The following is a 22,931-nucleotide window of genomic DNA, read 5'->3' as shown; positions in this document are numbered from 1 at the left end:
CAGGGGCGAGCCAGAGCTGGCGGGCGGAGGGGCGGCGGCCGTCGGCCGGCGCGAAGAACGTGCCGACACGCTCGCCCGCGAGGGCGGACCCGGCGTTGGCGGCCGAGGTCAGCACCGTGTGCACCCCGGCCTGGCTCGCGATCCGGGCGGCATCGACCTTGGTGACCATCCCGCCGGTGCCCACTCCGCGCTTGCCGGTGCTGCCGATGTCGATCCCTGCCAGGTCGGCGGGGTCGCGCACCAGGTTCACCACTGAGGTGCCGGGGTGGGAGGGATCGCCGTCGTAGAGCGCGTCCACGTCGGACAGCAGCACGAGGGCATCGGCGCGCATCAGGTGCGCCACGAGCGCGGCCAGCCGGTCGTTGTCACCGAAGCGGATCTCGTGCGTGGCCACCGTGTCGTTCTCGTTGACGACCGGGACAGCACCGATGTCCAGCAGGCGCCGCAGGGTGCGCTGCGCGTTGCGGTGCTGTACCCGCCGCATCATGTCCTCGACCGTGAGCAGGACCTGCGCCGCGTTGAGACCGTACCGGGCGAGCTCGGCGGTGTAGGCGGCCAGCAACAGGCCCTGGCCCACGCTGGCCGCTGCCTGCTGCGAGGCCAGGTCGTGCGGACGCCGGTTCATGCCCAGCGGTGTCATGCCCGCGGCGACCGCACCGGAGGAGACCAGGATGACTTCCTGCCCCGCAGTGCGGCGCTCGGCGAGCACATCCGCGAGGGAACGGAGCCGGGTGGCGTCGATCCGGCCTTCCGGAGTCGTCAACGAGGACGACCCCACCTTCACCACGATCCTGCGTGCGGACTCCACCGCAGCGCGTCCGCCGGCCTCCAGGGCGTCGATGTTGTCACTGTTCGTACTGTGCACCGTGCGAGGGGCTTTCCATCCGTGGCGCGGCGCGCCGGCGCCGCGCGTGTACCTGATGTGGTTCCGGCTGGTGTCGGAGATCCGGTCCCCGCGCGGTTCAGCCCAGCCGGGCGTCGTTTCCGCGCGGGCCCGACGGGACCGCTTCGGCATCGGCGGACGGGTCCCAGTCGAAGACCACGGAATCCTCCTCTGGGCCGATGTAGACCTCGGCGCCCTCGCTCGCGCCGAGCTGGGCCAGCTGCTCCTCGATCCCGAGGCGGTTGAGGCGCTCGGCCAGGTACCCGACGGCCTCGTCGTTGGAGAAGTCGGTCTGGGAGACCCAGCGGGTGGGCTTGTCGCCGCGCACCCGGAAGGCGTTGTCCCCCAGCGCGACCACCTCGAACGGGGTGTCGCCGATGACCTTGGGGCGCAACACCACTCGCGTGGGCTCGGGCGCAGGGGCGCTGGCCCGTGCGGCGGAGACCTGCTCGCCGAGGGCGAAGGAGAGCTCGCGCAGGCCCTCGCGGGAGGCGGCCGAGACCTCCAGGACCCGGTAGCCGCGCTCGGTCAGCATTGGCGTGACCATGTCGGCGAGCTCGCGGGCATCGGGCACGTCGACCTTGTTGAGCACGACCAGGCGCGGGCGGTCGGACAGGTCCACGCCGGTGCGCTCCCCGTACGCGGCGACCTCGGTCTCCAGAGCCTCCAGGTCGCTGACGGGGTCGCGGTCGGGTTCGTAGGTCGCGCAGTCCAGAACGTGCAGGAGGGTGGAGCAGCGCTCGATGTGGCGCAGGAACTCCAGCCCCAGGCCCTTGCCCTCGCTCGCGCCGGGGATCAGGCCCGGGACGTCGGCGACGACGTACTGCACGGCACCGGCCTCGACCACACCCAGGTTCGGGACGAGTGTGGTGAAGGGGTAACCGGCGATCTTGGGGCGCGCGGCGCTCATCGCGGCGATGAGCGAGGACTTCCCGGCGCTGGGGAACCCGACCAGGCCGACGTCGGCGATGGTCTTCATCTCCAGGCGCACGTCGAGTGCCTCGCCCTCCTCACCCTTGAGGGCGAAGCCGGGGGCCTTGCGCTTCTTGGAGGACAGCGCGGCGTTGCCGAGACCGCCGCGGCCCCCCTCGGCCAGCACCAGGCGGGTGCCGTGGCCGACCAGGTCGGCGATGACCTCACCGCCGGGGTGGGTGACCACGGTGCCGTCCGGAACGTACAGCACGAGGTTCTCGCCATTGGCGCCGGCGCGGTGACCACCCTGGCCGGGCGTGCCGTTCTGCGCCGCACGGTGGGGGCGGCGCTTGTAGTCGAGCAGGGTCGCGCTCTGGGCGTCGACCTCCAGGATCACGTCGCCGCCGCGGCCCCCGTTGGCGCCGTCGGGTCCGNCCCGCCCCCGCCGTTCCCGGCCCTGACCTGCAGGGCCGCCTCGTCGACGAAGTCAGGCATGGTTCTCCCCGTCACTCATCGGGCCGCCGTGCGGCCCCGCTCGTTCATGCGTGTCATCTGGTGACAACGCAAGAGGCGGGCCAGTGTTTCCCTGGCCCGCCTCCCGACATCAGTCTCGTTCGCGCGGCGTTCAGCTCGCGGGAACGATGCTCACGGCCTTGCGGCCGCGGAAGTTGCCGAACGCGACCTCGCCGCCGATGAGCGCGAACAGCGTGTCGTCGCCGCCGCGGCCGACGTTGTCACCCGGGTGGAACTTGGTGCCGCGCTGGCGGACCAGGATCTCACCGGCAGCGACGTTCTGGCCGCCGAAGCGCTTCACGCCGAGGCGCTTGGCGTTGGAGTCGCGGCCGTTCCGGCTTGACGAAACACCCTTCTTACTGGCCATGTCCCCAGTCCTCCTACTTCGCCGAGATACCGGTGACGCGCACCTGGGTGTGCTTCTGGCGGTGGCCCAGACGCTTCTTGTAACCGGTCTTGTTCTTGTACTTGATGATGTTGATCTTGGGGCCCGTGGTCTCACCGAGGACCTCGGCGGTGACCGAGTAGCCGCTCAGCTTGTCGGCCTCGGAGATCACGTTGCCGTCCTCGACGACGAGGATGGGCTGCCACGTGATGGTGGCGCCGGTCTCCTCGGTGACCTTGTCGATGTTCAGGACGTCATCGACGGACACCTTCTCCTGTCGGCCGCCCGCTCGCACGATCGCGTACACCGGGTAACTCTCTTCCTGCTCGCTCAACGAATACTGCGCTCGGGACCATCCCCGGGACCATCCCCTGCACGGGGCCCGAGACCCGGGGTCCTGGGTCCGGCCGTGCCCCTTGCGGGCCCGGCCGGGAGGGATCACCCCACCGAAGGGGTGGAGGGAAGCCTCGTTCCACGATCCACTGATCGCCTGTAGCGGGGCGCGGGGATCTGAGGGAAACAAACCCTGCGTGGAGAGCACTTCGGTGTCGGGGCGCGCGATCACGTGGAGCGCGCCGACGCACCGTCCATCAGGTTACCACTGCCCCACCACAGGCCCGCACACGAGACCGGAGTCCGGACCGGGATCACACCCGGCCCGGACCCGGTCGTTCCAGTGCCGGTCAGCCGGCGTCGGCGGTGCTCCCCGCGGAGGCCGCCGTCCTGGTGCGGCGGGTACGGCGCCGCTTGGGCCGCTCGGCGGACTCGTCGTCCCCCTCCGTCCCGGGGGCCTCGGAGGCCGATTCCTCGGCCTCGCCCGAGGCCGCACCCTCGTCACCCGTGCTGCGCGCGGACGAGCGGGTGGTGCGCCTGCGGGTGCGCTTGGCGGGCGCCTCCTCGGCCTCGGCCTCGGCCGAGGCGGCACTGTCGTCGGTGGTCTCTTCCGTGACCTGCTCGGTCTCGGAGGCCCGGTCGGCCTCGACGGCCTTCTTGGACCGGGTGGAGCGCTTACGGGTGCGCTTGACCGGGGCCTCCTCGGCGGGCGCGGCCTTCTCGGCCTCACCCCCACCGGAGTCCTCCTCCCCGGTGCTCTCCTCCTGGGCCTCCTCGGCAGCAGCGGCCGCCTTCTCGGCCTTCTTGCCCGCCCCCTTGGCCGACCTGGAGCGGCCCTTGGACTTCTTGCCGGAGGGGGTCTCGGTCTGCTCTTCGGCCTCGGGCTCGGCACCGGTGCCCTCGGCCTGCTGCTCGACCTTCTCGGCCTTGGCACCCTTGTCGGGCTTGTCCGCCTTGGAACCCTTGCCGCCGGGCTTGTCGGACCCCTGGTCCGCCTTCTCGCCCTGGTCCGCCTTGTCCTTGCCGCCCTTGTCGGAGGAGGGCTCGGACTCGCCCTTGCCCTTGTTCTTCTTCTTGCGGCCGCCGCCGTTGCCGCCCTTGTTCTCGACCGGCTCTTCGGCGACCAGGACCCCGCGCCCGCTGCACTGCTCGCAAGTGTGGGAGAAGGCCTCCAGCAGCCCCTGCCCCACGCGCTTGCGGGTCATCTGGACCAGGCCCAGCGAGGTGACCTCGGCCACCTGGTGCTTGGTCCGGTCGCGGGAGAGGCACTCCAGCATCCGGCGCAGCACGAGGTCGCGGTTGGACTCCAGGACCATGTCGATGAAGTCGATGACGATGATGCCGCCGACGTCGCGCAGCCTCAGCTGGCGCACGATCTCCTCTGCCGCCTCGAGGTTGTTCTTGGTGACGGTCTCCTCGAGGTTTCCGCCCTGACCGGTGAACTTGCCGGTGTTGACGTCCACGACCGTCATCGCCTCGGTGCGGTCGATGATGAGCGAGCCGCCGCTGGGCAGCCAGACCTTGCGCTCCAGGGCCTTGTTGATCTGCTCGTCGATGCGGTAAGCGGAGAAGACGTCGCGGTCCTCGGTCCAGTGCGAGAGGCGCTCGGCCAGGTTCGGGGCGACGTATTCCACGTACTCGTGGACGGTCTCCCAGGCCTCCTCGCCGGAGACCACCAGGCTGGAGAAGTCCTCGTTGAACACATCGCGCACGACCCGGATGGTCAGGTCGGGCTCGCTGTTGAGCAGCGCAGGAGCGGTGTTGGACTTCGACTTGCGCTGGATGGAGTCCCACTGCTTGGCCAGGCGCGTGATGTCGCGCTCCAGCTCCTCCTCGCTGGCGCCCTCGGCTGCGGTGCGCACGATCACGCCGGCGTCGGCCGGCATGACCTTCTTGAGGATCTGCTTGAGGCGCGCACGCTCCTTGTCGGGGAGCTTGCGGCTGATACCGGTCATGGACCCGCCGGGCACGTACACGAGGTAGCGGCCGGGCAGGCTGATCTGGCTGGTCAGACGGGCGCCCTTGTGGCCGACCGGGTCCTTGGTGACCTGCACCAGGACCGACTGGCCGGACTTGAGCACCGACTCGATGCGCTTGGGCTGGCCCTCGACGCCGAGCACGTCCCAGTTGACCTCGCCGGCGTACAGGACGGCATTGCGGCCCTTGCCGATGTCGACGAAGGCTGCCTCCATCGAGGGCAGGACGTTCTGCACCCGGCCCAGGTACACATTGCCGACGTAGGAACGGTGGGTCGCGCGGTCGACATGGTGCTCGACGAGAACGTCGTCCTCCATGACCGCGATCTGTGTGCGCTCTCCGGTCCGACGGATCACCAGATCGCGCTTGACCGCCTCGCGCCGGGCCAGGAACTCCGACTCGGTCACGATCGGGGCGCGGCGCCTGCCCTGCTCGCGGCCTTCCCGGCGACGCTGCTTCTTGGCCTCCAGCCGGGTGGAGCCACGGACCGCCTGGACCTCGTCCTCGATGGGCTTCTCCGGGCGCGGCTCGCGCACCTTGACCACCGTGTTGGGCGGGTCGTCGTTCGTGGAACCCTCACCGCCGCCCGTGCCGGAACGGCGGCGGCGACGGCGCCTGCGGCGGCTTCCGGCGTCGTCGCCCTCGTCGTCCTTGGAGCCCTGGTCGGGGCCGGAAGCGTTCTTCTTGTCGTCGGCGGAACGGTCGCTCTCGCCCTTGCTGCCCTCGTTCTTGACGTTCTCGTTCCTGGCGGGTTCGCCGGAGGGGGCTTCCTGGCCGCTTTCGTTCTCACCCGTGCGGGAACGGCCGCGCCCGCGCCCGCCCCGGCGGCGACGGCGGCGTCCGCCGCGCTCCTCACCGGAGTCGTCACCGTCGTTGTCGTGCTCCTGGTCGTCGGCGCCGGTGTCGCGTCCAGCGGCCTCCGCATCGCTCTCGTCCTTGCCGGACTGCTCCGCAGGCGCTGCGATCCCGGTCGCGCGCGCCTGAGCCACCGGCGGCTGGAAGAGCGTGCTCGGCGGCTGGAACAGCGTACTGCCCGGGGAGGAGCTCTCCTCCGGGGTCTCCTCGTCGACCGCTTCGTCGGGGACGGGAGTCCGGTCGGACTCCTGCTCCTTCTTCCTGCCGCGCTGCTTCTTGCGGGCGCTCTCGCGCTCGGGCTTGTCCGAGCGCTGTTCCTCGTCCGCACTCTCACGGCGGGGCTTGTCGGAACGCTTCTCCTCGACCGCGCTGTCCCGCTTACCGGAGCGCTTCTTCGAACCGGCCGTGCCGGTGCGCGCGGCCGGTGCCTCAGCGGGGCTGCCCGCTGCACGCACGGTGCGGCGGCCCGAGGCGGGGGTGCTGACGGAGGTCTTGACCGTGCCGCCCTCACCGGAACCGGCGATGGAGGTGACGCGGTCGGTCGACGGCGGCGAGAAGATCTCGTCGGGTTCGGGGGGAGGACCGGCGGCGCGGCGGGCGCCCTTGCCGACGGGCGGCGCCGAGACGCGCACCCCTCCAGTCCCCTCGGCCGGTGTGCCCGCGCCGTGGTCGGTCGTTTCAGTTGTACCCGCGGTGCCGTCGGCACCGTTCGTGGGCTCGTTGTCGAGCATCCGGGCGGTCTCCCGTCAAAGTTCCCGGGCGCGCAGTGGCCTCTCGGTCACTGCGCCGCCTCACAGGAACTGTCGTCGCTGTGTCAGCGCCGGCGGCACCCCGTGGGTGCCCCCGGGCAAAGTCCTGTGGTCACGTCCACGTTCCCCTTCCACGGGGCCGTTCATTGTGAAGGCCCCGTCGTGGACGCCGACGGCTGTGGTGCGTTGTCGCGCCGCTCCTCGGCGTACGGGTCCGCGGTACCGGAGGTCGTCGCCCGAGCGGCGGTCCGGTCCACGGTGAGCGGGTCGGCGATCGCACCTGTCGGCTCGTCCAGTGGCCCCTGCGCCAGCCGGGTCATCGAGGTCGATGACGGCGGCGCGAGGTCGGCAACTCGGCGGAGGCCGGTCAGCACGTCGTCGGGTCGGACGGCAGGTTGCGTGTGCCGCACGACCATACGAAGTATGGCATATGCCGCGTGTCGTCCCTCTGGCTCCGACTCGGCGGTGTCACCCGACACGTCGATATCCACCACCGCCGAGCGAGTGTCGAAACGGCGGCGGCCCTTCTTGGTCACTCGTTCCACCTCGACGCTGTCGGCGGCCATGTAGGCGGCCACCGCCTCGGCGGCGTCGTCGGGGCCGACGCCGACCAGCTCCACCATCCAGAGTGATGCCTGCAGCCGATCTGCGAGCCCCGGTGTGCGCGCCTCGACGGCCTCCACGATGTCGATCCCGTCGGGCATCGCGGCGTCGAGGCCGGCGCGCACGCCCTCGGGCGGTCGCTCCTCGGCCAGAGTGAGTTCGAGGTATTCGGCCTCGCTGGACACGCCGGTGGGTGCCGCTCCGGTGTAGGAGATCTTGGGGTGAGGCGAGAAGCCCTGGGAGAACGCCACGGGCACGGAGGCCCGACGCAGGGCGCGCTCGAGCGCCCGAGCGATGTCCCGGTGGCTGGCGAACCTCATGCGCCCGCGCTTGGCGTAGCGGACACGAAGCCGGTGTCCGGGTGTGGTGGTGGAGGGTGAGGTGGTGCCCTCGAGTGCGGGGGGCAGCTCAACTCCTTTCCTCTGTGCCCGCTCTGTGAGGCCGTCCGGCGACCTGAAGGGGCTGTTCCTCGTCCTGTTCAGCGTACGGGGCACCGCGGTGCACATGCGCCAACAGGACTACGCATACCGGTATCTCCCCCACTGACCTGGGATCGAAAAGTCCCTCCCGACCCGGACCGGGTTTCGAACCGGTGTTCACCACAGCAACGCGGGGGGCGCACAAAAAAATCCGGAGAAAAATCTGCTGAGGATGGCAACCCGCGGCGCACCCCGCGAGTCTTAATACATGTACGGCCCGGCGCGAGCGGGGCGCCGGGCCGTACTCTTCCTCCTTCACCTGCCTCCCCGTGAGACAGGCGGGTCTCTCAGGGCGCGGACTCCACCGCTCCGCCCTCACAGAACAGCGACGGCCCCCGGTCCACCGACCGGGGGCCGTTCCCATGTGTGCACCCACCACGCTCCGGTATTCAGACCACCGTCAGCGGCAGCATCGGACGGCCCTCCGCGGGGGCGTTGATCTGGATCTCCGTTCCCATGCTCGGGCAGACGCCGCAGTCGTAGCAGGGGGTCCAGCGGCAGTCGTCGACCTCGAGCGATTCCTCGCCGTGCAGGGAGTCCTGCCAGTCCTGCCACAGCCAGCCCCGGTCGAGCCCGGCGTCGAGGTGGTCCCAGGGCAGGACCTCGTCCTCGTCGCGCTCGCGGGTGGTGAACCAGTCCAGATCCACCGCCTGACCGGCCAGCGCGGCCTCGGCGGCCTTCTCCCACCGCTCGTAGGAGAAGTGCTCGCTCCAGCCGTCGAAGCGCCCGCCGGCGTTCCAGACCTCCTCGATGACGGCCGCGACCCGGCGGTCCCCGCGCGAGAGCAGGCCCTCGACGATGGAGGGGCGGCCCTCGTGGTAGCGCAGCCCCACGGACTTGCCGTACTTGCGGTTGCCCCTCAAGGCGTCGCGCAGCTTGCGCAGACGGGAGTCCACGTCCTGGTACGGGGTCTGACCCGCCCACTGGAACGGGGTCTGGGGCTTGGGTACGAACCCGCCGATGGAGACCGTGCAGCGGATGTCCTTGCGCCCGGTGACCTCGCGCCCGGTCCGGATGACCTCGGTGGCCAGGTCGGCGATGGCCAGGACGTCCTCGTCCTCCTCGGTGGGCAGCCCGCACATGAAGTACAGCTTGACCTGGCGCCACCCGGCCTCGAACGCGGCGGTGACGGTACGGATGAGATCGGCCTCGGTGACCATCTTGTTGATGACCCGGCGCATACGCTCGCTGCCGCCCTCAGGGGCGAAGGTCAGGCCCGAGCGGCGCCCGTTGCGGGTGAGCTCGTTGGCCAGGTCGATGTTGAAGGCGTCCACGCGCGTCGAGGGCAGCGACAGACCGGTGTTGGTTCCCTCGTAGCGGTCGGCGAGCCCCTTGGCGATTCCGCCGATCTCGCTGTGGTCGGCGCTGGAGAGCGAGAGCAGGCCGACCTCCTGGAACCCGGAGTTCTTCACGCCCTCCTGGACCATGTTGGTGACGGTCTCCTGGTTGCGCTCGCGCACCGGTCGGGTGATCATCCCTGCCTGGCAGAACCGGCACCCGCGCGTGCAGCCGCGGAAGATCTCCACGCTGTAGCGCTCGTGGACCGACTCGGCCGTGGGCACGATGGGCTTCTTCGGGTACGGCCACTTGTCGAGGTCCATCACTGTGTGCTTCTGCACGACCGGAGGAACCCCAGGACGGTTCGGGGTGTACCCGGCGATGCGGCCGTCCTCGTGGTACTCCACGTCGTAGAAGCGCGGCACGTAGACCCCGCCGGTCTCGGCCAGGCGCAGCAGCAGACCGTCGCGCCCACCTGGTTCGCCCTCCTCCTTGAACTCGCGCACGATCTCGTTGATGGCGAGGCTGATCTCCTCACCGTCCCCCAGGACCGCCGCATCGAGGAAGGGGGCGATGGGTTCGGGGTTGAAGGCGGAGTGCCCGCCGGCCAGGACGACAGGGTGCTCGTCGGTGCGCTCCTCGGAGTAACGCGGGATCCCCGCCAGGTCGAGGGCGGTGAGCAGGTTCGTGTAGCCCATCTCGCTCGCGAAGCTGACCCCGAGCAGGTCGAAGGCGCCGATCGGGCGATGCCCGTCGACGGTGAAGTGGGGGATCCCGTGCTCGCGCATCAGCTCCTCGAGGTCCGACCACACCGCGTAGGTGCGCTCGGCCAGGACACCCTCCTGCTCGTTGAGGACCTCGTAGAGGATCTGCACACCCTGGTTGGGGACCCCGACCTCGTAGGCGTCCGGGTACATGAGCGCCCAGCGGACCTGCGTCTCGTCCCAGTCCTTGACCACGGAGTTGAGCTCACCGCCGACGTACTGGATCGGCTTGCTCACTCGGGACAGCAGGGGTTCCAGGCGTGGGAAGAGGCTTTCGACGGACATGGTGTGTGCCTTCGGTCGGCGGACGTCGTTCAACGGCGGAGCCCCCAGGCTACCGGCGCGCGAAGGCCCTCCCCGGGGATTTTCCGGGGAGGGCCTCGGTGCGGTGCCGACTCCGCGCTACTCGAAGCCGCGGTCCCGGGAGTTGACCCCCAGCACCAAGCCGAGCGCGAGCATGTTGGCCAGGATCGCCGTGCCCCCGTAGGAGACGAACGGCAGCGGGATACCGGTCACCGGCATCACGCCCAGGCACATCCCGATGTTGACGAACGACTGGAATCCGAACCAGGTCGCAACACCGATGCACACCATGCGCGGGTAGGGCAGGTCGCAGGCCCGCGCGATGCGCAGGATCCGCCACAGCACCGTCGCGATCAGAGCGATGACCGCGACCGCCCCCAGGAACCCGAGCTCCTCCCCCGCCACCGTGAAGACGAAGTCGGTGTGCTGTTCGGGCACGAACCGCCCGTGGGTCTGCTCGCCCTGGAACAGCCCGGTGCCCTCGAACCCGCCCGAGCCGACCGCGATGAGGGCCTGGGCCGAGTTGTACCCGGCCCCCTGCGGGTCGGCGGCCGGGTCCATCAGCGTCGCCACGCGCTGCATCTGATACGGCTCGAGCAGATCGAAGACCCACACTGCCGCCACCGCCAGAGCACCGCAGGCGACCATCCCGGTGACCCAGATGACGGACGCGCCCGAGAGCACGAGCATCCCGAGGAAGATCGCGCCCAACACCAGGGCGGTGCCGAGGTCGGGCTGCAGTGCTACCAGGGCCAACGGTGCGACCAGGACGAGCAGGCAGAAGAGCACGTCGCGGCTCATCGGCCTGGTCTCGCCGTCGCGCGGTTCGGCGAGCAGGGTCGCCAGCACCATGATGAGCCCGACCTTCATGAGCTCACTGGGCTGGTACTGGAGCCCGGCCACGACGATCCATCCGCGTGAACCGTTGATGACGGCGCCCAGCGGGGTGAGCACGAGCACGAGCCCCACCAGGGTGAACAGGTAAACCAGCGGGGCGTAGGCACGCACGGTCCGGTAGTCGATCGAGGCGACCGCCAGACCCACCACCAGCGCGACGCCCATGTGGGCCAGATGGCGCGTCAGGTGCTCGGTCGACTCCATGGGATCGCCGCCGTCGCCGGGAAGGGTCGCCGCCCAGACCAGGAGCGCCCCCATGACACACAGGCCCAGGACGGCGCAGATCAGGATCCAGTCCAGGCGCCGGGCCCCGCCCGCCGCGCTGTTGACCGTCCTGCGCAGTTCGAGGGGCCGCCGGGGCGGCCCGCCCATCTCGTTGAGCATCAGGGCTCCAGCGTCTCGATGGAACCGTCGTCACGGATCGTCGGGAGGTCCTCGTGCGGTGTGCCGTCCGGAAGGACCGGGTCCCCCTGGTCCACGTCCTCGGAGTCCTCGGAGGACTCGAAACCGTAGATGCCCTTGAAGATCTCCGACGCGATGGGCGCGGCGGTCTCACCACCGGTACCGCCCTGGGAGACCAGTACCGCGACCGCGTACTGCGGGTCGTCGGCCGGCGCGTACGAGGCGAACCACGACGAGACGTCGCGCCCCTCGGCATCGGCACTACCGGTCTTGCCGGCGACCGAGATCTCGTCCTGCGGGAAGTCGTCGAAGGCGCCCTGGCCGGTGCCGGACTTGGTCACCTCGGTCAGCGCCTCCTGCAGATAGGTGAGGGTCTCGTCGTCGGTGGGAAGTTCGCCCTTGACCGACGGCTCGACCTCCTCCACCTCGGAACCGTCGGCCTCGGNTAGACGGTGCCGCCGTTGGCGATGGCGGCGTAGGCGGTGGCGAGCTGAAGCGGGCTGACGAGCACGTCGCCCTGCCCGATCGCGAAGTTGATGGCCTCGTTGGCACGCCATTCGAAACCCTCGACGCAGTGTTCGTGGGCGAGCTGCTTCATGTAGGCGGCGGCGGACGGGTCGTCGACGTCGGGGTAGCCCTCCTCGGCCCGTTCGCAGTTCTCCTCGCGGGTCTCCTCCCAGAATGTGCGCTTCCAGTCGCGATCGGGGATGCGGCCGCCGGTCTCGTAGGGCAGGTCGATCCCGGTCTGAGAGCCGAACCCGAGGTCGCGAGCGGTTTCGGCCATGGTCTCGTCGGGGTCGCCGTCCGGGTGGAGGCCGCCGTCCTGTTGCCACATCTGGTAGCCGAAGTTGTAGAAGACGGTGTTGCAGGAGTCGATGATCGCCTGCCTCAGGCTGACCGACCCCTGGGCCGATCCCTCGAAGTTCTCGTAGCTCTGCCCGGCCAAGCTCACCGAACCGGGGCAGGCGTAGGTCGAACGCAGCGACGCGCCGTCCTCCACCGCTGCGAGCATCGAGGCGACCTTGAACGTGGAACCGGGCGGATAGGTGCCCTGCACGGCGCGGGAGAGCAGCGGTTCGCCGGCCTCCTCACTGAGGATCTCGTCGAAGGTCTCCTGGTCGACGCCGCCTTCCCAGATGGTCGGGTCGTAGGTGGGCAGGCTGGCCATGCCCACGATGCCGCCGTTCTTGACGTCCATGACCACGGCCGCACCGGAATCGGCGATGTTCTCGGGGCGGGCCTGTTGCATGCCCTCCTCGAGCGCGCGCTCGGCGACCTTCTGGATGTTCATGTCCAGGTGGGTGATCAGGTGGCGTCCGGCGACGGGTTCCTCGTCGGAGATGACGTCCATGACCTCGCCGTGGTTGTTCACGCCGAGGGTGCGCAGGCCCGAGGTTCCGCGCAGTTCGCTGTCGTAGGTGGCCTCCAGGCCGTCGCGGCCGACCTGGTCGACCCCGGTGAACTGGGCGCGCAGCTCGTCGCGTTCCTCGAGCTCCTCCTCGGTGACCGGCTGGATGTAGCCGAGGATCTGCCCGGCGTGCTCCTCGTAGGGGTACTCGCGCAGCGCTTCGGCCTGAGCGGTGATCCCCGGGAAGTCGTCGGAACGCTCCATGATCTGCAGGGCGACGGGGCCCTCGATGTCTTCGGCCAGAGTGATCGGTTGGTAGGGCGACCCGGGCCAGCAGGGGCGTTCCACGTCCGGTCCGCACAGGCGCATGCGCTGCTGGAGCTCCTCGACAGGCACCTCCAGGACCTCGGAGAGTTCGGTCAGGACGGCCTCACCGCCGTCGTCCATGCCCTGGAGCTCGTGGTAGTCGGCCGAGACCACCAGCTCGGTGCGGTTGTTGACCATCGCGCGGCCGCTGGAGTCGAGGATCTGTCCACGCGTTGCGGGGACGACGAGCTCCTGCTGGTGGTTGGCCTCGGCGAGTTCGCGGTAGTGGTCGGCCATGGGCACCTGGAGGTACCACAGTCGTGCGCCCAGGGCCGCGAACAGCGAGATCACGACGACCTGGACGAGGATGAGTCCGAGCCGGCCCAGGCGCGGGCCGGGCAGTGTGGGGTCGACCGGTGGCCTGCGCACTGGTCACCACCCCCCTGGCGACATGGGGCCCTGGACCGTCGCGAAGTCGGCCTCGGCGAAGGTGTTGCGCACCCAGAGGATCGGCAGGACGACCAGGGGCGAGACGACCACGGTCGCGGCAGTTCCGATCCCGACGGTGAGCGCGGCACCCGGCAGGTCCACACGCGGATCACCGGTGAAGAACCCGATCCCGGCGAACCCGACCCCCATGGCCAGGGCGGCCAGGAGGGTCACGCCCAGCGCGGTCCAGGCCGAGACCCGGCCCCCGAAGGCACCCGACATCCCGGTGTTGCGGTACAGCAGTGAAATGACGTAGCCGGTCAGGCACAGCAGGAGCGTATGGGTGCCCATGGTGTGCTCGGCCGGCGGAAAGGCGTCCAGGGCCAGGCCCGCGGCGAACCCGCACGCGGCGGCCAAGGCCGGCGAGGTGGTGAGGGCNGGGCCAGTCGAGCGGAAGCCTGTTGACGACGGTGGCCTGGGCCAGGACGGCCACGGCCACCATCACGAACGTGAGAGCTGCCCTCATCGGTCCTCCTCACGATCGGGCTTGGGCGGCAGCAGCGAGTCGCGTGGATCGCCGGCCGGACCGTCGACGACCACCCCGACGGTGTCGAGCGAGGCGTGGTCGACGGCCGGTTCGATGGAGGCGACCCGGCTGAGCGCGCCCGGCGAGACGTGCACCTCTTCGACGGTCCCGATCGGGACGCCGGGCACGAAGGGTGCACCGTCGTGCGATCCCAGGGTGACGAGGCGGTCCCCGGGCTCGATCTGAGTCTCCATGTCGAAGAGTTCGTAGGTCAGGTCGGCCTCGGGCGCCCCGGGTACCTTGCCACCGCCGGCGACGCCGATCTTGCCTGAACCCTCCAGCCGGGCCCCGACCGACGCGTTGTGGTCGGTGGCGAGCAGGACGGTGGAGGTACGCGGGCCGGCCTCGGTGACCTTGCCGACCAGGCCGTCGCCGTTGACGACCGTCATGTTCTTCTCGATGCCGGACCGGGTGCCTGCGTCGAGGGTCGCCGTGTGCGCGTACCCCTGCGATGTGACATGGGTGACGGCCCGGGCGGGCACGATCTCGTACTCACCCAGGCCGGACAGGTGGAGCAGGTCGTCGAGCTGGTCGGCCCGGTCCTCGTCGATGGAGGCGGCCTTGAGCTCGGACTCGAGTTCGGCGTTGGCCTCCTCCAGCTCGGCGATGCGGTCTGCGGCCTCAGGGCCCTGCTTGATCCCCTGGTAAAGGCCGGTGATCGGTGCTGCGACGTGTCCGACGCCTCCGGCGACGGGCGCGAACGCGAGTTCGGCCCCCGCCCTGGCGGTACCGGTGACGGGATCGCTACCCGGTCGGCCGTCCAGGGCCAGCAGAACCACGGCCGCTGCGACCAGCGCGAACAGTGTCAGCCGTGACCTCGAAGAATCGCGGAACATGTCAGCGCCGCCGTTCCGGGACGAGGACCTGGTGCAGACGTTCGTAGTTCTCCACGCACGTGCCCGAACCCACTGCGACGGAGTCGAGTGCGTTGTCGGCCAGGTGGATGGGCATTCCGGTCTCGTGCAGGAGCCGGTCACCGAGCCCGCTCAGCAGAGCGCCGCCGCCGGTGACGGCGACGCCGCGGTCCATGATGTCGCCGGAGAGCTCCGGCGGGCACTTGTCGAGGCTGGTCCTGACCGCGTCGACGATGGCGGTGACCGGTTCCTCGATGGCTTGTCGGACGTCGGACTCGGACATGACGACGGTCTTGGGCAGGCCGCTGACCAGGTCGCGGCCACGCACCTCGGCGTGCACCTCCTCGGCTGAGGTGGGGTAGGCCGAGCCGATCGCCATCTTGATCTCCTCGGCGGTCCGCTCCCCGATCATCAGGGAGTACTCCTTCTTGACGAAGGTCCCGATGGCCTGGTCGAGCTCGTCGCCGCCGACGCGGATGGACTGTGAGGTGACGATGCCCCCCATGGAGATGACGGCGACCTCCGTCGTGCCGCCGCCGACGTCCACGACCATGTTGCCGGTGGGCTCGTGGACGGGGAGCCCGGCGCCGATCGCGGCGGCCATGGGCTCCTCGATGATGTAGACCCGGCGTGCCCCGGCCTGGTATCCGGCTTCCTTCACGGCACGGTGCTCGACCGAGGTGATGCCGCTGGGGACCGCGACGATGACGCGCGGTTTGGCGAAGTGCCGGCGCCGGTGGATCTTCTGGATGAAGTAGCGCAGCATCCGCTCGGTGATCTCGAAGTCGGCGATGACACCGTCCTTGAGCGGGCGGATGGCGGAGATGTTGGTGGGCGTGCGGCCGATCATCTGCTTGGCCTCGATGCCGACCGCGACGATCTTTCCGGTGGACGTGTTGACCGCGACCACCGAGGGCTCGTTCAGAACGATGCCGCGCCCGCGCACGTACACGAGCGTGTTGGCGGTTCCAAGGTCCACGGCCATGTCCCGGCCGAGAAAAGCAAGGTTGTTCGGCATGTAACGTCCTCAGAGGCGCCGTGTCGGACGTGGTTGCACGGTGCGACCATACGTAGTCGATCCGGCACGTTGGGTATCGATTCCCACATAGGGTAACGGTCTGCACTTAGCCCGTTACGCAAACACTCCGAATTGTTGCCTCGCCCCTGAAGAGCACGGCCCGGCGCGGCCCGAGACACGTCGGCCGGGGCGTGGCGGCCACGCCCCGGCCGGGTTCAGGCTTCCGCCGCCGGGCGGCATCGGTGCGGCCCGCGGGCCGCACCCCGACCTACAGGTCGGGGAAGAACAGCTTGATCTCGCGCTCGGCGGAGTAGGTGGAGTCCGAACCGTGCACGATGTTCTGCTGGACCTCCAGCGCGAAGTCACCGCGGACGGTGCCGGGCGCAGCGGTGACCGGGTCGGTCGCCCCGGCCAGGGCCCGGAAGGCCTCGATGGCACGCTCACCCTCGACGACCATGGCCACCAGCGGACCCCCGGTGATGAACTCGACCAGCGACCCGAAGAACGGGCGCGAGGCGTGCTCCTCGTAGTGGGTCTCGGCGGTGTCGGTGTCCAGGGTGCGCATGTCCATCGCGACGATGCTCAGGCCCTTGCGCTCGATGCGCGAGATGACCTCGCCGACGATGTTGCGGCGGACACCGTCGGGCTTGATGAGAACGAGAGTGCGCTCCACGTGCGTGTCAACTCCTCACTGATGACTCCGCGTGGCGCACGCGGGCGGAGGCCGCCCACGGCGTCGTACGCACGCGGATGAAGGAAGGGATCGGCTGGGTGCCGCAGGCCCCGACGGGACACGGGAGGGGGTGACCACCGAGTCGGTCGGACCAGAGCCCGCGACCGGCGTCAGACTATCGCGTTTCCTGCGACGACGTGCTGGGGACGGACGTTTCTGCGCCACCCTCCGAACCGGCCTCGGCCGCCTCCATCGCGGAGGCCCGGTCGTCGGTCCGCTGGCCCATGACCACGCCGACCACCCAGAGCGAGGCGAACACGATCGCCGCCAGCAGCATCCCGTCCACCCAGAAGGAGCTGAACAGGACGGCCGCCTGCAGCGCCCAGGCCGCGTAGTGCGCCCAGACGAAGCGTTGCAGCCCCGCCAGGACCAGTGCTGCCAGGGCCATGCCGCCCCACAGGCCCGCAGCCAGGCCGGGGTCGATCCCTCCCAGGTTGATGGCCACCGGGACGGCCAGGCCGATGACGATGGCCTCGAACACGAGGACGACAGCCGCGACTGTACGCACGGGGTTTCCCTTCGTCTGTTGGGGTTGGGCCGCTATGAGCCGGAATCGCGCTCTTCGGTGGAGCCGCGTTCGTCCGCGGAGCCCCGCAGCAGGTGCACGGCGTCCCCGGAGGTGACCACGGAGCCCGTGACCAGCACACCGGACCCACCGAACTCCGCGCCGTCCTCGGCCAGGCCCACAGCCCTGTCGATGGCGTCGTCGAGCCGGGGTGCGGTGTGGACACGGTCCTCACCGAAGACCTCCTCGGCGACCAGGGCGAGGCGTTCGGTGTCCAACGAGCGCGGTGAGGAGTTTCGGGTGACGACGATGTGGTCGAGGAGCGGTTCGAGGGGTTCGAGGATGCCCTCGACGTCCTTGTCGGCCATGACCGCGACCACGCCGACGAGCCGACTGAAGGAGAACGCCTCCTCCACGGCCTCGGCGGTGGCGGTCATGCCGGCCGGATTGTGTGCGGCATCCGCGACGATGGTGGGGCTGGTGCGCACCACCTCCAGGCGTCCGGGGGCCTCGGTACCGGTGAGGGCCTCCCCCACGACCTCCGGGTCCAGGGCCGGACCGTCGCCGGTGCCGGCGGAGAAGGCCTCGACCGCCGCCACGGCGACGGCGGCGTTGCTCGCCTGGTACTCCCCGAACAGCGGCAGATAGATCTGCTCGTAGTTGGCGGTGATGCCCTTGATCGCGACCTGTTGCCCGCCGACCGCGACCTCGCGTGAGGCCACACCGAACTCCAGCCCTTCGCGGGCCACGGTCACGCCGATCTCGGCCGCCTGCTCCATGAGGACCTCGGCCACGGGCAGCGGCTGCTGGGCCACCACCGCGATCGAATCCGGCTTGATGATGCCGGCCTTCTCCTCGGCGATGCCCTCGGGGCTGTCGGGCAGGTACTCGGTGTGGTCGACGGCGATCGGGGTCAGGACGGCCACGTCGCCGTCCACGACGTTGGTGGCGTCCCAGCGTCCGCCCATGCCGACCTCGACCACGGCCACGTCCACGGGTGCGTCGGCGAAGACGGCGTAGGACAGGACCGTCAGGATCTCGAAGAACGACAGCGGGATGTCGCTCATCGTGTCGGCCATCTCGATGAAGGGCCGGATGTCCTCGTAGGCCTCGACGAAGGCCTGCTCGGAGATCGGCTCACCGTCCACGACGATGCGTTCGCGCACGGTGCGCAGGTGCGGGCTGGTGTACCGGCCCACCCGCAGTCCCCGGGCCCGCACGAGCGCGTCGATCATCCGGGCGGTGGAGGTCTTGCCGTTGGTGCCGGTCATGTGGATGACGCGGAAGGAACGCTGCGGGTCACCCAGCAGGTCGAGCAGGGTCCGCACACGTTCAAGGGTCGGGTCGATCTCCGACTCGGGTGCGCGGGACATGATCTCCGCGGTGACCTCGGCGTAGCGCTCGTGGACGCTCGGTTCGGTCATGGCTTCTCGATGCTCGTCGGCGTGTACACGGCCGCCAGTTTACGTGCCGCCACCTGCGGCACCGCGCGGGGCCACGGGTTCGGTGGCCGATCTCGCACAGGTCATACTGGGGCCATGCCGCGACTCGATCCGTTCTTCGCCGAGTGGTCCGCCCGACGCCCCGGTCAGCGCCGCTCGTTGGACCGTGCCGACGCGCTCCTGCGGGAGCTGGGACTGGACCGTCCCCGTGTGCCCGTCGTGGGGGTGGTCGGGTCCAAGGGCAAGGGCACGACGGCGACCTACACGTCGGCGGCACTGTCGGCGGCGGCGATCGGGAACGTGCTGGTGACCGGGCCGAGCTTCCGTTCCTACCGGGAACGGGTGCGCCGCGACGGCACGTCGGTCTCCGAGGAGGAGCTGGCCGGTCTGGCCTCGGAGCTGGACCGCGCCCGGTTGGCGCTGCCCCCGGTGGAGGAGTTCGGCGGGTACCTGGCGCCCAGCGGGATGTTCCTGCTCGCGGGGTTGCTGCACGCCCGGAACACGGGTGCGCGGGTGTGCGTGTTGGAGGCCGGCATGGGCGGCCACCGCGACGAGCTCCGACTCATCGGCCCCGGGGTGGTGGCGATGGGCAAGATCTTCGGCGAACACCTCGGCGTGCTGGGCGACACGGTCCCCGAGATCGCCCGGGAGAAGGCCCGGGTCGCCGGGGTGCACACGCAAGCGCTGGTGAGCCTGCCCCAGACCTCCGAGGTGGAGGACGCGGTCGGTGACGCGCTGGCCGAGGCGACCGGGGGTGCGGTGCGGGCGGAGACGGTCGACCCGGACACCCGGGGCGCGTGGCCGCCGCCGGACATGCGTCCGCCGGGGCTGTCCGCGTCCTCCGGCGTCCTGGGCGTGGCAGCGGCCGACCGCATGCTGGAGCTGTTGGGCGAGGAGCGCGCTCCGCAGGACCTGCTCACGCGGGTGTTGGGAAGCGTGCGGCTGCCCGCCCGCCTCTCACGCCACCCCGTGCCCGGTCACACGGGCGAGGTGATCGTGGACTCGGCGATCAACGGCGAGGGGGTGGCGGCCGCGCTCGCGCATGCCCGCGCACTGTGGGGCGGGGTCGACCACGTGCTGCTGTGCCTGCCCGACCACAAGGACATCGCCGGTGCCGAGGAGGCCGTCGCCGGGCTCCCGGTCACCGCGGTGCGGCTGCCCGAGGCGCACCTGCGGTTCGACCACGCGCTGCCCTCACAGTGGTCGCGCATCGACGCCGTCGCGGTCACACCCGACGCCATCGCCGCGCTGGGCGACCGGGTGCTGGCGCTGGGCACCGTCTACTTCACCGGGCGGATACTGGAGGCCGTGGAGGCCCCCACCGACACCCTGTTCGTCCGCGGATGAGGGAAGGGGGCGGGCACTTCCGCCCGCCCCGCCACCGGTGTCAGCGTCCGGGTTCGTAGATCGGCTGCGACTGCGGGTTGAACTCGTCGTAGGTGACGTTCTCCGCGGGGCGCAGGCGCGGGTCGTCGAGGTACAGCACGTCCAGCCCGCGGCTCATGTCGGAGGAGTAGACGTGGCCGTTGTAGTAGTACGCCGACCAGGTGCTGCCGTCCTCGATGTCCGGGTCGATACGGGAGTCGGGGTCGAAGTAGCCGATCTCGCGCGGGTTCTCCGGGTCGTTGAAGTCGATGATCGAGACGCCGCCGCTGTACCAGGACTGTACGAAGTAGTCCTGGCCCGCGACGGGGATCAGCGAGCCGTTGTGGGACACGCAGACCTCGTCGCCCTGGTGGCGGTCGATCTTGAAGTAGCTCGCGAACTCCAGTGTCGGGTCGTCGCTCTCGCCCTCGATCGTGTAGATCGCGTTGGCGCCGTGCTCGGGCCCGACCTCCTCGGTGCAGGTGGGTGCGCCACCGCCGCCGAGTTCGTCGGTGAAGAGCACGGTCCCGGCGTCGTTGGTGAAGGTGGCCGAGTGCCAGAACGCGAAGTTCTCGTCCTGGATCACCTCGGTCACGACCGGCTCGACCGGGTCGCTGATGTCCATGAGGATGCCGTCACCCATGCACGCACCGGCCGCGATGTCGCCCTCGGGGAAGGCGGTGATGTCGTGGCAGCCCTCGGTGGGACGCAGGAGGTTCTCCTGGTCCTCGTTGCCGCCGTCCGGGAACAGCACGGGATCGTTGACCACCTCGGCCGAGGCCGGGTCGTCGAGCGGGACCTCGATGATCGAGATCTTGTCGTGCGGCGGCTGGCAGTTCGGGAACTCCTCGGACGGAGCGTAGGAGGAGACGTAGATGTAGTCGGTGCCGTCCTCGCCCGGCACCAGAGTGTTGGTGTGCGAACCGCAGTCGGTGCGCACAGCAGAGACGTACTCGGGGTTGGTCTTGTCGGAGATGTCGAAGATCCGCATCCCCTCGAACCCGTCCGGGTCCGTCACGGGGACCTCGGGCGAACCGCACTCCTCATCGGCGCGCGGGTAGTCGACGGAGAAGTAGACGAGGTCGCCGCTGACAGTGACATCGCCCTGGCCGCCGGGGCACACGACCTCGGAGACGATCTGCGGATCGTCGGGGCTGGACACGTCGTAGATGACGAACCCGTCGTAGTTCCCGCCGATCACGTAGTCGCCGGTGAAGGCCAGGTCGGAGTTGGTGTCGCTCACCGCGGCCGGCTTGGGCACGTTGGCGATGTGGTCGACATTACTGCTGGTCACGTCGTCGGACGGGGCCTCGTCGGCGTGGGCCGCAGTGGGGCCCACCAGCGCGAGGAAGAGCGTGGCCGCGGCCGCCGTGGCGAGGGCGCCCGCGCCGCGGCGGCGTCCGCGGAGCAGTGGGGGCATGGGAGCTCCAGGTGTACTAGCGATTCGGATGGGGGACGAGGGGCCAGGCACACGGCCGGCCCCTCCCGCCTGCCCGCGCCCACTCGTGGGGGTGCCGGCGCGGGACGGGGGCTGCGGGGTCAGCGCCCGGGGCGGTACTCGGGCTGGGACTGCGGGTTGAACTCGTCGTAGGTGACGTTCTCGGCGGGGCGGAGGCGGGGATCGTCCAGCCGGATCACGTCGAGGCCGCGCTCCATGTCTGAGGAGTAGACGTAACCGTTGTAGTAATAGGCCGACCACGACCCGCCGGGCACCAGCTCGTCCTCGTCGATGGGCTCCCGGTCGAACCATCCGATCTCCTCGGGGCCGGCCGGGTCGTTGAAGTCGATCACCGAGACACCGCCCTGGTACCAGGCCTGGACGAAGAAGTCCTGTCCGGGCACGGGAACGAGGGAACCGTTGTGGGCGACGCAGTTCTCGGTGTCGGTCTGCTCGCGGGGGATCTTGTAGTAGCTCGCGAACTCCAGCGACGGGTCTTCGGGCTCACCGGCGATCGTGTAGAGCGCGTTGGCGCCCTGCGTCTCGTCGTGGGCGTCGGTGCAGATGGGGCTGGTCCCGCCGCCGAGTTCGTCGGTGAACAGGACCGTTCTGCCGTCGTTGGTGAAGGTCGCCGAATGCCAGAACGCGAAGTTCTCGTCCTGGACCACCTCGGTCACGAACGGTTCGGCCGGGTCGCTGATGTCCATGAGGATGCCGTCACCCATGCATGCACCGGCGGCGACATCCTCCTCGGGGTAGGCGGTGATGTCGTGGCAACCGGTCGTGCTCTCGTGGCCGCCGTCCGGGAACAGCACGGGCTCATCGATCACCTCGGCGGAGGCGGGGTCCCCCGTGGGCACCTCGATGACGGAGATCTTGTCGTGCGGCGGCCGGCAGTTGGGGAAGTCCTCGGAAGGCGAGTACGAGGACACGTAGATGTAGTCGGTCTCGCCGTCCTTGCCCGGGACCAGGGTGTTGGTGTGCGAGCCGCAGTCCGTGGCGACCGCGGTGACGTACTGAGGGTTCGTCCTGTCGGAGATGTCGAAGATCCGCATCCCCTCGAACCCGTCCGGGTCCGTGGTGGGCACCTCCGGCGCGCCGCACTCCTCGTCGGCACGCGGATAGTCCACGGAGAAGTACAACAGGTCCCCGCTGACCGACACGTCGCCCTGACCGCCCGGGCAGACCACCTCGGACACGACCTGGGGGTCCTCGGGCTCGGAGATGTCGTAGACGGTGAACCCGTTGTAGTTGCCGCCGATTGCGTAGTCGCCGGTGAACGCCAGGTCGGAGTTCCAGGCGTCCATGGCCTCGGACTTGGGCACGTTGGCCACGTGCGTGAGGTTGGGGCTCGTCTCGGCGTCGCTCTCGAAGGCGGTCTCGTCGGCGCCGGCCGAAGCAGGGCCCAGCACTGAGAGGGAGAGCGTGGCTGCCGCGAGGGTGGCGGCCGCCTTGAGGGCGCCGGAGTGTCGACGTCTGGGGGAACCGGGGGAAGACGCCATGCGTACTCCTGAGTCCGAATGGAGCTAAACAGGAAGAACGTACACAGTTCAACATCAAAATGTATAGGGGTG

16 protein-coding genes and 2 pseudogenes are annotated in these 22,931 nt (G+C 69.9%); 1 reads left to right on the top strand and 17 read right to left on the bottom strand.

Annotation, left to right across the window (positions count from 1 at the left end; genetic code table 11):
- From proB to D474_RS27695, 15 genes and pseudogenes are all read right to left on the bottom strand, one after another.
- A partial coding sequence (gene proB / locus D474_RS0104965) for a glutamate 5-kinase (RefSeq protein WP_040703088.1) occupies window positions 1–865 on the bottom strand: 865 nt, incomplete at its 3' end.
- Between the two features lie 97 nt (window positions 866–962).
- Window positions 963–2,290, bottom strand: a pseudogene (obgE, locus tag D474_RS27710) (GTPase ObgE).
- Window positions 2,291–2,420: 130 nt separating this feature from the next.
- Window positions 2,421–2,675, bottom strand: coding sequence for a 50S ribosomal protein L27 (gene rpmA, locus D474_RS0104955; protein WP_017612490.1), 255 nt, complete (start codon window positions 2,673–2,675; stop codon window positions 2,421–2,423).
- 13 nt (window positions 2,676–2,688) lie between these two features.
- Window positions 2,689–3,000, bottom strand: coding sequence for a 50S ribosomal protein L21 (gene rplU / locus D474_RS0104950; RefSeq protein ID WP_017612489.1), 312 nt, complete (start codon window positions 2,998–3,000; stop codon window positions 2,689–2,691).
- A 376-nt stretch (window positions 3,001–3,376) separates the two neighbouring features.
- On the bottom strand, window positions 3,377–6,589 hold the full coding sequence (locus D474_RS0104945) for a ribonuclease E/G (protein ID WP_017612488.1): 3,213 nt from the start codon (window positions 6,587–6,589) through the stop codon (window positions 3,377–3,379).
- 161 nt (window positions 6,590–6,750) lie between these two features.
- Complete coding sequence (locus D474_RS0104940) at window positions 6,751–7,530, bottom strand: TIGR03936 family radical SAM-associated protein (RefSeq protein ID WP_017612487.1); 780 nt, start codon at window positions 7,528–7,530, stop codon at window positions 6,751–6,753.
- A 548-nt stretch (window positions 7,531–8,078) separates the two neighbouring features.
- Entirely contained in the window at window positions 8,079–10,016 is a 1,938-nt protein-coding gene (locus tag D474_RS0104930; RefSeq protein ID WP_017612485.1) for a TIGR03960 family B12-binding radical SAM protein, read from the bottom strand.
- Window positions 10,017–10,133: 117 nt separating this feature from the next.
- Window positions 10,134–11,315, bottom strand: a complete 1,182-nt coding sequence (gene rodA / locus D474_RS0104925; protein WP_017612484.1) for a rod shape-determining protein RodA — start codon at window positions 11,313–11,315, stop codon at window positions 10,134–10,136.
- A pseudogene (gene mrdA / locus D474_RS27705) lies at window positions 11,315–13,416 on the bottom strand (penicillin-binding protein 2). The gene rodA and the pseudogene mrdA overlap by 1 nt, the downstream one beginning before the upstream one ends.
- A gap of 3 nt (window positions 13,417–13,419) precedes the next feature.
- Window positions 13,420–13,833 carry a hypothetical protein gene (locus tag D474_RS27700; protein ID WP_017612483.1) on the bottom strand — a complete coding sequence of 138 codons (414 nt, stop codon included), beginning with the start codon at window positions 13,831–13,833 and terminating at the stop codon, window positions 13,420–13,422.
- Window positions 13,834–13,938: 105 nt separating this feature from the next.
- Entirely contained in the window at window positions 13,939–14,838 is a 900-nt protein-coding gene (mreC, locus tag D474_RS0104910) for a rod shape-determining protein MreC (protein ID WP_017612482.1), read from the bottom strand.
- A 1-nt stretch (window position 14,839) separates the two neighbouring features.
- Window positions 14,840–15,874 (bottom strand): rod shape-determining protein, encoded by a 1,035-nt coding sequence (gene mreB / locus D474_RS0104905; protein ID WP_017612481.1) that lies wholly within the window; start codon window positions 15,872–15,874, stop codon window positions 14,840–14,842.
- A gap of 268 nt (window positions 15,875–16,142) precedes the next feature.
- Window positions 16,143–16,547, bottom strand: a complete 405-nt coding sequence (gene ndk, locus D474_RS0104900) for a nucleoside-diphosphate kinase (protein WP_017612480.1) — start codon at window positions 16,545–16,547, stop codon at window positions 16,143–16,145.
- 175 nt (window positions 16,548–16,722) lie between these two features.
- Window positions 16,723–17,115 carry a DUF4233 domain-containing protein gene (locus tag D474_RS0104895; RefSeq protein ID WP_017612479.1) on the bottom strand — a complete coding sequence of 131 codons (393 nt, stop codon included), beginning with the start codon at window positions 17,113–17,115 and terminating at the stop codon, window positions 16,723–16,725.
- 32 nt (window positions 17,116–17,147) lie between these two features.
- Window positions 17,148–18,536: a bifunctional folylpolyglutamate synthase/dihydrofolate synthase gene (locus tag D474_RS27695; RefSeq protein ID WP_017612478.1), complete on the bottom strand. Its 1,389-nt coding sequence runs from the start codon at window positions 18,534–18,536 to the stop codon at window positions 17,148–17,150.
- Window positions 18,537–18,650: 114 nt separating this feature from the next.
- Here D474_RS27695 and D474_RS0104885 point away from each other — a divergent pair, with 114 nt between their 5' ends.
- Window positions 18,651–19,901: a folylpolyglutamate synthase/dihydrofolate synthase family protein gene (locus D474_RS0104885; RefSeq protein ID WP_017612477.1), complete on the top strand. Its 1,251-nt coding sequence runs from the start codon at window positions 18,651–18,653 to the stop codon at window positions 19,899–19,901.
- A 40-nt stretch (window positions 19,902–19,941) separates the two neighbouring features.
- Here D474_RS0104885 and D474_RS0104880 read toward each other — a convergent pair whose 3' ends face one another.
- Both D474_RS0104880 and D474_RS0104875 read right to left on the bottom strand, forming a co-directional pair.
- Entirely contained in the window at window positions 19,942–21,339 is a 1,398-nt protein-coding gene (locus D474_RS0104880) for an LVIVD repeat-containing protein (protein WP_017612476.1), read from the bottom strand.
- A 119-nt stretch (window positions 21,340–21,458) separates the two neighbouring features.
- Window positions 21,459–22,859: an LVIVD repeat-containing protein gene (locus tag D474_RS0104875; protein ID WP_017612475.1), complete on the bottom strand. Its 1,401-nt coding sequence runs from the start codon at window positions 22,857–22,859 to the stop codon at window positions 21,459–21,461.
- Window positions 22,860–22,931 lie beyond the last annotated feature (72 nt).

Source organism: Nocardiopsis salina YIM 90010, from assembly GCF_000341025.1.
GTDB classification, from domain to species: domain Bacteria; phylum Actinomycetota; class Actinomycetes; order Streptosporangiales; family Streptosporangiaceae; genus Nocardiopsis; species Nocardiopsis salina.
Note: the sequence above shows the minus strand (reverse complement) of the source record. Positions and strands in the feature narration are given on the sequence as shown.

Coding starts and splice junctions, on each gene's coding strand:
- D474_RS0104875 (WP_017612475.1), bottom strand. CDS start 22,859: ATGGCGTCTTCCCCCGGTTCCCCCAGACGTCGACACTCCGGCGCCCTC.
- rodA (WP_017612484.1), bottom strand. CDS start 11,315: ATGCTCAACGAGATGGGCGGGCCGCCCCGGCGGCCCCTCGAACTGCGC.
- D474_RS0104930 (WP_017612485.1), bottom strand. CDS start 10,016: ATGTCCGTCGAAAGCCTCTTCCCACGCCTGGAACCCCTGCTGTCCCGA.
- D474_RS0104940 (WP_017612487.1), bottom strand. CDS start 7,530: ATGAGGTTCGCCAGCCACCGGGACATCGCTCGGGCGCTCGAGCGCGCC.
- mreB (WP_017612481.1), bottom strand. CDS start 15,874: ATGCCGAACAACCTTGCTTTTCTCGGCCGGGACATGGCCGTGGACCTT.
- D474_RS27695 (WP_017612478.1), bottom strand. CDS start 18,536: ATGACCGAACCGAGCGTCCACGAGCGCTACGCCGAGGTCACCGCGGAG.
- rpmA (WP_017612490.1), bottom strand. CDS start 2,675: ATGGCCAGTAAGAAGGGTGTTTCGTCAAGCCGGAACGGCCGCGACTCC.
- D474_RS0104945 (WP_017612488.1), bottom strand. CDS start 6,589: ATGCTCGACAACGAGCCCACGAACGGTGCCGACGGCACCGCGGGTACA.
- D474_RS0104885 (WP_017612477.1), top strand. CDS start 18,651: ATGCCGCGACTCGATCCGTTCTTCGCCGAGTGGTCCGCCCGACGCCCC.
- mreC (WP_017612482.1), bottom strand. CDS start 14,838: ATGTTCCGCGATTCTTCGAGGTCACGGCTGACACTGTTCGCGCTGGTC.
- D474_RS0104880 (WP_017612476.1), bottom strand. CDS start 21,339: ATGCCCCCACTGCTCCGCGGACGCCGCCGCGGCGCGGGCGCCCTCGCC.